The 11,843-nt window shown below is 43.0% G+C and carries 11 protein-coding genes; 5 read left to right on the forward strand and 6 right to left on the reverse strand.

Annotated elements, in window-relative coordinates:
• Nucleotides 1–237, reverse strand: a 237-nt coding sequence (locus PX484_RS16985; protein ID WP_288104878.1) for a DUF1997 domain-containing protein, incomplete at its 3' end; no start/stop codon positions are given.
• 123 nt (nucleotides 238–360) lie between these two features.
• Between PX484_RS16985 and PX484_RS16990 the strand changes: the two genes are divergently transcribed.
• On the forward strand, nucleotides 361–1,020 hold the full coding sequence (locus tag PX484_RS16990) for an SDR family oxidoreductase (RefSeq protein WP_002803673.1): 660 nt from the start codon (nucleotides 361–363) through the stop codon (nucleotides 1,018–1,020).
• Nucleotides 1,021–1,297: 277 nt separating this feature from the next.
• On the opposite strand, the gene PX484_RS16995 is transcribed toward PX484_RS16990, so the two are convergent.
• On the reverse strand, nucleotides 1,298–1,861 hold the full coding sequence (locus PX484_RS16995; protein ID WP_287671406.1) for a Uma2 family endonuclease: 564 nt from the start codon (nucleotides 1,859–1,861) through the stop codon (nucleotides 1,298–1,300).
• A gap of 204 nt (nucleotides 1,862–2,065) precedes the next feature.
• Here PX484_RS16995 and PX484_RS17000 point away from each other — a divergent pair, with 204 nt between their 5' ends.
• Nucleotides 2,066–2,302 (forward strand): ATP-binding protein, encoded by a 237-nt coding sequence (locus tag PX484_RS17000; protein WP_287671408.1) that lies wholly within the window; start codon nucleotides 2,066–2,068, stop codon nucleotides 2,300–2,302.
• Nucleotides 2,303–2,361: 59 nt separating this feature from the next.
• Here PX484_RS17000 and PX484_RS17005 read toward each other — a convergent pair whose 3' ends face one another.
• The 3 genes from PX484_RS17005 to PX484_RS17015 form a co-directional block, all read right to left on the reverse strand.
• Nucleotides 2,362–2,664, reverse strand: coding sequence for a hypothetical protein (locus PX484_RS17005; protein WP_287671410.1), 303 nt, complete (start codon nucleotides 2,662–2,664; stop codon nucleotides 2,362–2,364).
• A gap of 170 nt (nucleotides 2,665–2,834) precedes the next feature.
• Nucleotides 2,835–3,527, reverse strand: a complete 693-nt coding sequence (locus tag PX484_RS17010) for a response regulator transcription factor (RefSeq protein ID WP_002801205.1) — start codon at nucleotides 3,525–3,527, stop codon at nucleotides 2,835–2,837.
• A 24-nt stretch (nucleotides 3,528–3,551) separates the two neighbouring features.
• Complete coding sequence (locus PX484_RS17015) at nucleotides 3,552–4,760, reverse strand: RNA-guided endonuclease InsQ/TnpB family protein (protein WP_287671412.1); 1,209 nt, start codon at nucleotides 4,758–4,760, stop codon at nucleotides 3,552–3,554.
• 242 nt (nucleotides 4,761–5,002) lie between these two features.
• Between PX484_RS17015 and PX484_RS17020 the strand changes: the two genes are divergently transcribed.
• From PX484_RS17020 to PX484_RS17030, 3 genes are all read left to right on the forward strand, one after another.
• Entirely contained in the window at nucleotides 5,003–6,367 is a 1,365-nt protein-coding gene (locus PX484_RS17020) for a sensor histidine kinase (protein WP_287671414.1), read from the forward strand.
• A gap of 510 nt (nucleotides 6,368–6,877) precedes the next feature.
• Nucleotides 6,878–7,279, forward strand: a complete 402-nt coding sequence (gene psb27 / locus PX484_RS17025; protein ID WP_012265509.1) for a photosystem II protein Psb27 — start codon at nucleotides 6,878–6,880, stop codon at nucleotides 7,277–7,279.
• A gap of 168 nt (nucleotides 7,280–7,447) precedes the next feature.
• A complete protein-coding gene (locus PX484_RS17030; RefSeq protein ID WP_287766475.1) occupies nucleotides 7,448–9,817 on the forward strand; it encodes an endonuclease MutS2 in 2,370 nt (789 codons plus the stop codon).
• Nucleotides 9,818–10,405: 588 nt separating this feature from the next.
• On the opposite strand, the gene PX484_RS17035 is transcribed toward PX484_RS17030, so the two are convergent.
• Nucleotides 10,406–11,843: efflux RND transporter permease subunit (locus PX484_RS17035; RefSeq protein WP_288104880.1), on the reverse strand; the 1,438-nt coding region annotated here is incomplete at its 5' end.

Here is an 11,843-nt window from a genome sequence, read left to right on the forward strand (position 1 = left end):
AGCTCCATATTTACCGATGGTGATAATATAACCATTGTCACCGAAGGGCAGAGTTTTCATCGGTTCGGCACAACGACAAAACCAACCTTCGTGAGCGCGCAGATAATCGGCAACCTTGTCCTGATTGCTATACATATCCATACATCCGGCAAAATGGGTTTGAAAACCGAGAAATTGATTGTCTTCTTTGACTTCTACAGATTCGAGAGCTAGGGAGTTAATGGGGGGACGCTGCATGACTTAAAACCTGGAAAATGATAGTGCTAGAAACAGTTGGGGATTAACTGCCAAAGGATCAGGGAAATTTGTAGAATTGAGATTAGTGTAACGTATTGTTAAAAACTATTTGGTCAAGAAGCGATGAAAGCATTTGTAGCAGGAGCCACGGGGGAAACGGGACGGAGAATCGTTGCCCAATTAGTCGAACGTCAGATTCCCGTGCGTGCTTTGGTGAGAAACCCAGAGAAAGCGGCAGAAATTTTGCCAGCAGGGGTGGAAATCGTCGTCGGAGATGTCCAACAGGCCGATAAGTTAGAGGCACTCATCGCTGATTGTAGCGTTTTGCTATGCGCCACGGGAGCCAGACCGAGCTTTAATCCCACGGAACCTTTGTTAGTGGACTACTTGGGAACTAAAAATCTCATCGATGCCGCCAAAAAGAAAGGAATCGAACATTTTGTTCTCGTTACTTCCCTCTGTGTATCGAACTTTTTCCATCCTCTCAATCTCTTTTGGTTAATTTTATTCTGGAAAAAACAAGCGGAGGACTATTTAATCAATAGTGGCTTAACCTACACGATTGTGCGCCCCGGCGGCCTTAAAAACGAGGATAATCTTAATGCCATTAAAATGTCATCCGCCGATACCCTTTCTGAGGGCAATATTCCCCGCACAAAAGTGGCCTCGGTTTGCGTAGAATCCTTATTTTATCCCGCCGCTAACAATAAAATTCTCGAAATTGTTGCCCCCTCAGACGCACCCAATCTCGATTGGACCCAATTGTTTCAAAGTGTCAGCTAAACAGTGAACAGTAATCAGTTATCAGTAATCAGTGATCAGTAATCAGTGAACTGATAACTCAAATCTGGAAACTAAAAACTCATATCTGATAACTCATATCTGATAACTGATAAGTAGGTATGCGTTAAAAATTATCAGATGCCCCCCTTATTAAGGGGGATCCCCCCGCCTATCGGCACCCCCCTTATCAAGGGGGGCAGGGGGGATCGAACCTAAAATCCATTTTTAATTTAATTATAACCAGCTACTTAACTGATAACTGGTAACTGATAATCCGTTAACCTCTTAACCAGTCAAATAATTGACCGAGGGTGATTTGAAAATTCGTAGCAAAAGCGGGGACGGGTAAAAGAGCATTTTCTGATTCAAAAATAGCGATAGTTCGATCACTAAAATAAACAAAGATAATTTCTTCTTCTGGATCGATTAACCACCCCATTTGAGTGCCGTGATCCAGACAATAAAGAATATTTTTAACAACTTTAGTCTGATTTTGATCGGGAGAGAGAATTTCAATTAACCAGTCAGGAGCGATCGCAAAATTATTTAATACTTTTCCCTCGCCATCGCGGGGAATATTTTCCCAGAGAAAAACTGAAACATCAGGAACTAGAGAACGACTGCCAAAAGTACAACGCAATTCAGGATAGGCACGGGCAATTCGTTGGGGTTTTAGACTGGCGTTAATAGCTGGAACTAAATCACCTTGAATAGTGCTATGTTTACCTTGGGGCATCGGTTTAGGAATAATTTGACCGTCAATAAATTCCTTGCGGGGTTTAGTTTCTGGTAATTGCAGAAATTCCCTTAGTGTCAGGGAATTATTAACAGTGACAACCATAAAATTTTTTTATTGATCGCTATGATCGTTAATTTTATCGCAATTTCTCAAAGCAGAGAAGATCCAAACAGTTATACAGGGCTGGCTGAATAAATCTAAAAACCTTGTTGGGTAAGACTTTTAGATCTTTTGTCAATCAAAAAGTACTGGCTCTGGGAGTGATCGGGGGGAAATTTAGGCACTTTTTCCCTGAAAATTAGGTAATTGGCCACCTCAAAACTGGTAAAACCCCACACCCCACACCCCACACCCCACACCCTGCCACCACCGAAAAACTTTTTGCCGCAAACCCTATATAAAAATGTCCGTCACATCGCTGGGACAGGGTTGGGTTTGGTGGTGGTGCAGAAATGCGTGGAACTACACGGTAGCTCGATCGAAATTGCTATTATCCCCAGTAATGGAACCACTGTCACGATTCTATTACCGAAACTGGCCTGAAAATCAATAAATCGGAGCGAGAATCATTCTCAATCAGGGGAAAACTTCCGGGGAAGAAATTAGGAAACACCACCCAGACGGGCATATTCTAAAATTGACTGGCTAAGAGCATCGCGATCATCGCGGCTGAGATAATAATTCCGGCCGCCGATATCATTGAGAAATCGCAGTAGGGCAAGACAAGCGGACTCTAGATCCGCTCTGCGTCGGGCAGCGGCTAAAGCTTGTTCAGAGGTGGCATAAACTAGGCAATCGCTAATTCCTTCCCTGCCATCCACTCGCCAACATTGAAAAGAATAACCCTGCATTTCTAGGATCAATTCAATCTGCCAGCCGTGATAGTCAAGTCGCGTATAAATCATCTCAAGCAGCCCCGTTTAGGAGAGGAAAGTCACAGGTTTGACCGCTCTGATTGTCTAGAAGTCCTGCACCTGTCTAACTTTCTAATTTAACGGGTGATTATGGAAACCCTCTGCAAACTTCGTGCAGATTCCGTGCAGAAATGATTTTGTCTACTGTCCCAAGGCAGATATTACTTTAAACGATAACCAAGACCGTGAACGGTTTCAATAAAGTCTTCCGGCGCACCGAGGGATTTTAGCTTGTGACGAAGACCGCGAATATGGGAAGTAACGGTTTCCTCGGCTGGAGAATCGTCCAAAGACCAAACTCGCTCAATAATACCCGATCGACTTAAGACCCGGCGCCCATGGGTAACAAGTAATTCTAAGAGAGCGAATTCCTTGGGGGTGAGGGAAAGAAATTGACCGTTATAACTGGCCTCGTGGGTACTGGGATTTAACTGCAAACCCCCCCAAGATAATAAAACACTGCTGGTGCTGCTGCCGCGTCGGATCAAGGCCCGAATCCGCGCCATTAATTCGCCCAAATCGAAGGGTTTAGTGACATAATCATCGGCCCCTGCGTCTAATCCGTCGATTTTATCGATTACCGTATCCCTTGCGGTTAATAATAAAACGGGAACGGTGGCATTAGCAGAGACGGGATGATGGGATTCCGCTCGTCGCAGACGTTGACAGAGCAAAGTTCCGCTTAATTTGGGCAGGGTGACATCAAGAACTAAAAGGTCATATTTGCCTAATTCTAGCCAATTCCAGCCTTCTTCTCCGTCTCTAGCCACATCGACAACGTATTGTCGCTCGCTCAACGCCTCTCGCAAAATCTCGGCTAGTTGCATATCATCTTCTACTACTAAAATTCGCATGGTCTAGACTTGACACTCCCGCCGTCAAGCTGACGCTGTGACGGGGGATTCTTGATTCACAGAAACCCGCTTTTCGGTACAAGTACCAACGAGTCTTACAGTTTCTCCCCAAGCTTGAAATTCCGACTGTCCATCGGTATTTGTTGACAGTATTCTCATACCTTCTTCCCTTACATTCTTGGCGGCGTTTTCATCTCTATCGTGCTGCGTCTTACATTCTGGACAAATCCATTCACGAATACTGAGAGTCAATAAATCATTTTTAAATCCACAGCAAGAACAGAGTTTTGTACTCGGATAAAACCTGTCAACTTCTACAAGTTTTCCTCCCTCTCTTTTTAGCTTGTAGTCCAAGAAATTAAGCAACATACCAAAACCAGCGTCATGTATTGATTTGGCTAATTTAGTCCTTGCTAACCCTTTAATATTCAGATTCTCGGCTACAACGATTTGGTTTTCATCGCATAACTTTCTGGAGAGTTTATGAAGAAAATCCTGTCTAGTATTTGCTATCTTTTCGTGAACCTTGGCTACCTCCTTAATGGCTTTTTGGCGATTATTAGACCCCTTGGCTTTACGAGACAATGCTTGTTGTCTCCGCTTTAAACGTTTAGCATATTTTCTGGTAGGTTTGATTGGGTCAATCTTGTAGGTTGTTTCACCATCAAAAACCGTAACTAAAGAAGATAAACCTAGGTCTATCCCTGATATTTTTAGTTTTTCAATGGTTGTTGAGTCATCCATCTCAAACAAGATGGCAGCAAAATATTTATCTGTACTGGTTTTAGAAACAGTTACGGATTTAATCTTACCATTTATTACTTGAGAAATCTTAGCTTTTACAACCCCTAATTTAGGTAGCTTAATTCCCTTATTTCTAATTGAACAACTTTCAGGATAACGGATTGATTGTTTTTTGTTCTTACTTTTAAATTTAGGGAATTTTGTTCTTTTTGAGAAGAAGTTCTTAAAAGCAGATTCTAAGTTTTTCAATGATTGCTGCAAGGTAGCGGCAGTAGCCTCAGCTAACCATTCAAAATCCAGTTGTTTCTTGAGTTGGGTAAGGTCTTTTGCCATGTCACAGTAGGTCATTCCTTTACCAGTCTCTAGGTACTGATTGTTAGTTTTATTTAAGTAGTAATTCCAAACAAAACGGACGCAACCAAAGTTTTTAGCTAAGGCTAGTTCCTGTTTTTTGTTTGGGTATATTCTCACTTTTAAAACATTTAACATCAGCCTGACCCATCTGTGTTATCTTTCCACTATAACACTTACCGCTTAAATATGTCAAGCTCATACATACCTTGAGAATCAAGCCTTTCCTTATTAGGAAACGCTGTCGCGTTAGTTTAGATTCTGGGGGCAATTCATCTCCCGTTAATTTCTGGTATATTTTTAATTAAGGAGAAATTTAACGGGAGTCCTCTTGCTCCATTTAGATAGAGTAAGCTGGAAATAGCTTCGGTTTGCTGCTGATGAATTGGCTCAAACAAGGAAAATGGATCGCGGGAGGTTTCGGGCTAACTGTCTTATTGATGGGAACTATTAGCCTAGTTTCCTATCGCAATACCCTCGCTCTGCGTCAGCGCGCTGCCGAGGTGGAAGTTACCTACGAGATCATCGATAATCTCAGTAATCTTTACGCTAACATGGCGGTGGCCGAATCGGGAAGACGGGGTTATATCAAAACTGGCAGCCCCAGTGAATTGGGCCGTCATCGTCGGGCGATCGCTTTGATGCAATCTAACTGGCAACTCTTGGCTAAACAATTAGAAAACGGCACGGATTTCGAGCGGGAAATGGTGACTCAGATCGGGGATTTAATGTATCGGCGAATTACTTTATTTAATCAATCGATCGCTACCTATAAATCCGATCGATCCGATGATATTTCTCAAGATGCAATCACGGTTAAAAGTGTCGAAGTCCGGGATAAGTTTCAAAATCTTCTTACCTATTTACAAGCTAGTCAGAAAAGGAATTTAAGAAGTAGTATCGCTAGTTCTAGGGATAGTATTAGCGAAAATTCTCTGTTGGGTTTACTGGGAACTTTTACTAGCTTTGGGATTATTTGCGGAGTTTATTTTTTAGTTTTTTGGCAAGAGAAACGGCGACAAAAAAGTGATGAAATTCACCGGTTATTACTACAGGAAAAAGAACTTTCCGATCTAAAAATTCAGCTTTTTTCTATGATATCCCATGAGTTCCGAACTCCTTTAACCGTAATTCTTTCTGCCTCGCAGTTATTAGAAAATGGCTTAAAAGATGCAGAGCAGTCGAGCAGAAAAAACCTATATAGAATCCAGTCTTCTGTCAAGCTAATGAATCAATTCTTAACAGATATTTTGATTTTAACAAGGGCAGAATCTGGTAATCTCAGTTGTCGGCTAGAGCCGCTCGATATTGAAGCTTTTTGTTTAAATTTGGTCGAGGATTTTCAATTTATCAATAAAAATAATACGCCGATTAAATTTGTCAGTCAGGGATTGATGATCCGTCCTTATCTAGATGAGAAACTGCTCTACTCGATTTTAAGTAATTTACTCTTAAATGCGATTAAATATTCCCCCACGGGAGCAGGGATTAGTTTGATTTTGGGGAAAGATAGCGATCGCATTGTTTTTCAAGTCCGGGATCACGGGATCGGCATTGCCGAGGAAGATAGAGGTAAGATCTATGAACCCTTTTATCGGGGTCAGAATGTGGAAAATATTATTGGCACGGGATTGGGGTTAGCAGTGGTTAAAAAATGCGTCGAACTCCACCGTGGCGAAATCACCCTAGATAGCCAAGTGGGTGAGGGAACAAGCTTTACCGTCAAACTGCCCATTTCACCCTAGTTCCAGCTTGAGCGGCCAAAAGATTACAAAATGTAACTTTCTTTCTTTCGAAGGGGGACGAAAGCAACGAAGAATTTTTAAGTAAGTAGTTATAATTAAATTGAAGATAGATTTTGCCTCTGATCCCCCCTGCCCCCCTTGATAAGGGGGGTGCCGATAGGCGGGGGGATCCCCCCTGCCCCCCTTGATAAGGGGGGTGTCTGACAACTTTTAACACCTACCTACTTATCTTCTAGATTAATCGATCGCAAGATCCAATCTCGATCGACCCTGAAACCGCCACCAGTGCCTGATTGCAGCCCGAATTAGCCCAGAATCAACCCCGAGGGAGTTGATGGCATCGCAACTTTTAGGCAAAAATAGGGCTTTTGCCGCCAAAAAAGCCTATATTTTGGCTCTTTGCCCCCTGTTTGACCCCTGATTTTTGCAGCCAGTTGACTCTCCTGGGGAACTGGTCACGGTTTCCTGATAGGATAAGGTGACTTGGGATTAACTTATGGTGTTGAAAATATGTCTCTAAAACCTTACATTTCTCGCTTATTAGCTTTGGTTCTCGTCCTGGTCATCGGATTGATGGGTTGTTCTAGTAGTTCGGGGTTAACGGGCAATTATGGAAAAGATACCCTGACGGTGATTGAAAGTTTAACCACAGCCCTTGATTTAGTCAAAGATGACCCGAATAAAGCGGCAGTTGAGTCGCAAGCAAAGGAACAAATCAACGATTACATCTCCCTCTACCGACGAGATAAAAAATCCGGGGGTTTGCGTTCTTTCACTACTATGCAAACAGCTTTAAACTCTCTAGCTGGTTATTATACCGCCTACGGTTCCCGTCCCATCCCCGACAAACTCAAACAACGTTTAAAACAAGAATTTAAACAGGTGCAATTCTCTCTCCAGAAAGGAATTTAGATACAGATTAGGGGTTGGGTGTTAGGGTTTTGGGGAGTTGGGGTTTTGGGGTATTAGTTGAAATCCCTCCATCTCCCCACACCCCATACCCCACACCCCACTCCTGTAAAAATCAGACCAAATCCGGTTAGACTAGAAATACAAAGCGTATTATAAAAAACTACAAAATTGATTCAAGACGAAACCCTAGAATTATTGGAATGGCCGCGGCTATGTCAACACCTAGCTACCTTTGCAGCGACTAAACTAGGTGCGATCGCGATTCGTCAATTGCCATTACCAGAAAGCAAAGAGGAAAGTTTAAACCTACTCTGCCAAACCAAAGAAGTTTATAGCTTAGAACAAAAATTAGATAGTCGTCTTTCCTTTGATGGGATTAGCGACATCGGTGATGCCCTAGAAAGGGCGCATCTGGGGGGGTTATTATCGGGACAGGAACTTTTAAATATTGCCACGACTTTAGCGGGAGTGCGACGTTTACGCCGTTTAATTGACGAACAGGAAGATATACCAGTTTTAAAAGAGTTAGTAGCCGAAATTCGCACCTATCCAGAGATAGAACAGGAAATACACCGTTGTATCGATGAAGATGGCCGGATATCCGATCGCGCTAGTCCCCAATTACGCGAAATTCGGGGACAAATGAAGGTGATTAGAGAGCGAATTTACCGAAAATTACAGGATATCATGCAAAAACAGGGCGGTGCTATCCAAGAAGCGGTCATTACCCAAAGAAGCGAGCGCTGGGTGATTCCCGTCAAAGCAGCACAAAAAGAGCAAATACCCGGGATAATTCACGATACTTCCAGCACAGGGGCGACTTTTTACATTGAACCTCACTCTATCATTGACCAAGGCAATCAACTGCGGCAATATCGTCGTCTGGAACAAATCGAAGAAGAAAAAATCCTGCGGCAGTTAAGTAATACAATCGCCGAAGCCTTTGAGGACTTAGAATATTTACTAGCGATCGCTACTAGGCTCGATCTGGCCACCGCTAGGTCCCGTTACAGTTTATGGTTAGAGGGTAATCCCCCCCACTTTATCGATGGTTCGGAAACGATTACTTTACGGAATTTGCGTCATCCTTTGCTCTGGTGGCAAAAACACCATGAACAGGGGGGGGAGGTCATACCAATAAATGTGCAGATTAGCCCAGAAATTCGCGTTGTTGCCATCACCGGACCAAATACCGGCGGAAAAACCGTTACTTTAAAAACCCTCGGATTAGCGGCTTTAATGGCGAAAGCGGGCTTGTTTATTCCAGCGCGGGAACCGGTAGAGATACCCTGGTTCGATCAGGTTTTAGCCGATATCGGGGATGAACAGTCTTTACAACAGAGTTTATCGACTTTTTCGGGTCACATTCGCCGGATTGTCCGCATTTTAGCGGCTTTAAATTCTCGTTCCTTGGTTTTACTCGATGAGGTGGGAGCAGGTACGGATCCGGCCGAGGGAAGTCCTTTAGCGATCGCTATTTTACAATACCTCGCCGATCATAGTTTACTGACGGTGGCTACCACTCACTACGGGGAATTAAAAGCGTTAAAGTATCGAGATTCTCGCTTTGAAAATGCCTCGGTAGAGTTTGATGATCGCACTCTTTCCCCCACTTATCGACTATTATGGGGCATTCCGGGCCGTTCTAATGCTTTAACTATTGCCCAGCGTTTGGGATTAAGTGCCGAAATTGTGGCCGAAGCGAGAAATCATCTGGGGGGGTTATCGGAGGAGATAAATCAAGTAATTGCTGGTTTGGAAGCGCAAAGACGGGAACAGGAGTCAAAAGCTCAAGAAGCTAGTCAATTACTCCAACAAACGGAGAAATTTTATACAGAGGTGTCCACGCGGGCCAATTCTCTACAGGAGAGAGAGCGAGAATTAAAGCGTTATCAGGAACAGGAGATACAAAAGGCTTTATTATCGGCAAAAGCAGAGATTAATGATGTTATTCGTCGATTGCAAGCGGGAACAAAAACCGGTAGAGATGCCCAAAAAGCCACAGAGGAGTTAACTGCGATCGCAGAAAGGTTATTACCAAAAACGGAAAAAACTAAGGTTAATTATCGTCCGCAAGTGGGGGAAAGGGTACGCTTGCCCAATTTGGGACAAACTGCCGAAGTTTTAGCAATTTCACCAGAATCAGAGGAGATTTCCCTGCGTTTCGGTATGATGAAGATGACCTTACCCTTAGACCAGATTGAGTCTTTGGATGGTCAAAAAGTGGAAACTGTGCCAAAACCTGCCAAAAATTTGCCCCAAACTCCCACAAAACCCCAGGAGACCCCTTTAATTCGTACTTCTAACAATACCGTCGATATTCGCGGTTCTAGGGTGGCAGAGTCAGAAACGGATATCGAACAGGCGATCGTCAGGGCTACCCCATCGGGTATATTATGGATTATTCACGGTAAAGGGACGGGAAAATTGCGTCAAGGTGTTCACGATTTTTTATCCCGTCATCCCCAGGTAAAACGCTTTCAATTAGCACCCCAAAATGAGGGCGGTTCGGGGGTAACTATCGCTTATTTAACTTAGGGTTTGCGGCAAAAAGTTTTTTGTCGGGTTAGAAGCCAGGAGATAGGGTGATAGGGTGATGGGGTTTTAGGGTTTTAGGGTTTTAGTTGAAATTCCCCACTTCCCCACTTCCCCACTTCATAATTCATAATTCATACTTTGTGGTTTTTGTCAAAAAAACTTTTTTTTTGCAATAAAACTACACAAAAAAAAGATCATCGTTGTGGGTGAAATTGACTGATTTACCCGTCTTAATTAGGATCACCTTCTAGGTGTGGCAAGGGTTTCAGCCATTGCCGCCCAAAAAAGCACAGAATAGGCCACTATGAAATTCTATCAAATCGCTGTAACCATTACAACATCGTTGTTAAATAAAAATCTTTCTCAATTAATTCTTAAGAATTTATAAATATTGCGGAATGTTAATTTAAATATTCTCAAGTTTTTGGAGTCAATCAATAATTTTTGCTTATCTTTAGCCAACATTGGGTGAGAAGTCAGGAGTCAGGAGTCAGGAGTCAGGAGTCAGGAGTCAGGAGTCAGGAGACTTTTTTTATCCCACTTCATAATTCATAATTCATAATTCATAATTCATAATTCCCAAGAAGATTATTTTCTGGAGAATAAAACGTAAAAACAGGGAATAATAAACAGAGTTAACAGAGTTGCTAAAGACAAACCCGAAAAAACGACAATTCCTAAAGGTTGCAGGAATTCTCCCCCCTCTCCCAATCCTAAAGCGAGGGGAAATAAACCTAAAACCGTGGTCACGGTAGTCATTAAAATCGGTCGTAAACGTTGGGGAGCGGCCTTTAAAATGGCTTGTAGTCGAGTAAAACCGAATTCTTGCCGCAATTGATTGGCTAATTCCACCATAATAATCCCGTTATTAACCACAATCCCCACCAATAACACCACCCCGACGATGACAATGGCATTAATCGGGGTTTTGGTCAAATATAGTCCAAAAATTCCCCCCGCTAGGGCCAAAGGAACGGTTAACATAATCACCAAAGGGTCTATGAGTGAGTTATACTGCACGGCCATGACCACAAAGACTAAAAATACCGATAAACCCGCTAATAAACCCAAAGAACCCTGAATTTCTTGATTAGACGTGGCAGCAGCACTGGGTAAAATGCTGATACCATCGGGTAAGGGAGTAGCGTTTAAAACCGATTGTACTCCCGCGAGTGCGTCACTTAATTTCGCTCCCTCGACCAAACTGCCGATAATAATAAAAACTTGACGCTGATTAATTCTCTGGATGACTCCGGGGGTTTTTCCCCCTTCAATCCTAGCTATATCTGCTAATTTTAAGTCTTCTTGTCTATTGACAAAAATAGGTATTTGTGATATGTCACTAATTTTTTGCCGCGAGTTGGGGTCTAATTGCACCCGGATATCGATTAATCTTTCTCCCCGTTGCAGTTGGGTGGGGATCGATCCTTGAATAGCGGTCCGTAGCGTTTGTCCCACTTCCAGGGTACTCAATCCCAAACTATTTAAGCGGGTCCAATCGGGTTTAATCTGAATTTCTGGTTGTCTGGGGTCAGCATCGGCACGAAAACGCGCACTAGGTACTTTTTCATCGAGAATACCGAGGATTTCTTCACCAGCTTGCTCTAGAGTTTTCCCATCTCGTCCCTGTAACATCACATCCACATCGGCACCGACGGAGGGAGAGTTATTAAGAATAATACCGCGCACTTGACCGGGGGTGAGACGCAAACGCACGTTAACGAGGTTTAATTGCTCTAGTGCTTTGCTCATGCGTTCGATATAGGCTTCTGTATTAGTGCCTTTTTTGAGACTAATCGTACTAGAAGCACGCAAAATATTTTCATTGGTAGTTGTGCCAAAAAGAGAACCGCCACTGGTAGTAAAAACATACTCAGTTTCCGGCTGTGATAATAAAATCTTTTCTACTTCCCGCATCACCTGACGGTTAGTATTTAAATTGGTACCCGGGGGAAATTGAGCAAAAACGTTCACCTGTCCGGTTTGAATACGACTAAAGACTTCCTGGGGGATATATTGCCAGAGA

The sequence above is a fragment of the Microcystis sp. M49636_WE2 genome (genome assembly GCF_030065375.1).
GTDB lineage: Bacteria > Cyanobacteriota > Cyanobacteriia > Cyanobacteriales > Microcystaceae > Microcystis > Microcystis aeruginosa_C.

Bases quoted from the DNA above. Each gene is read 5' to 3' on its own strand.
- PX484_RS17020 (WP_287671414.1), top strand. From the start codon at position 5,003: ATGAATTGGCTCAAACAAGGAAAATGGATCGCGGGAGGTTTCGGGCTA.
- PX484_RS17015 (WP_287671412.1), bottom strand. From the start codon at position 4,760: ATGTTAAATGTTTTAAAAGTGAGAATATACCCAAACAAAAAACAGGAA.
- PX484_RS17005 (WP_287671410.1), bottom strand. From the start codon at position 2,664: ATGATTTATACGCGACTTGACTATCACGGCTGGCAGATTGAATTGATC.
- psb27 (WP_012265509.1), top strand. From the start codon at position 6,878: ATGTCTCTAAAACCTTACATTTCTCGCTTATTAGCTTTGGTTCTCGTC.
- PX484_RS16990 (WP_002803673.1), top strand. From the start codon at position 361: ATGAAAGCATTTGTAGCAGGAGCCACGGGGGAAACGGGACGGAGAATC.
- PX484_RS17010 (WP_002801205.1), bottom strand. From the start codon at position 3,527: ATGCGAATTTTAGTAGTAGAAGATGATATGCAACTAGCCGAGATTTTG.
- PX484_RS16995 (WP_287671406.1), bottom strand. From the start codon at position 1,861: ATGGTTGTCACTGTTAATAATTCCCTGACACTAAGGGAATTTCTGCAA.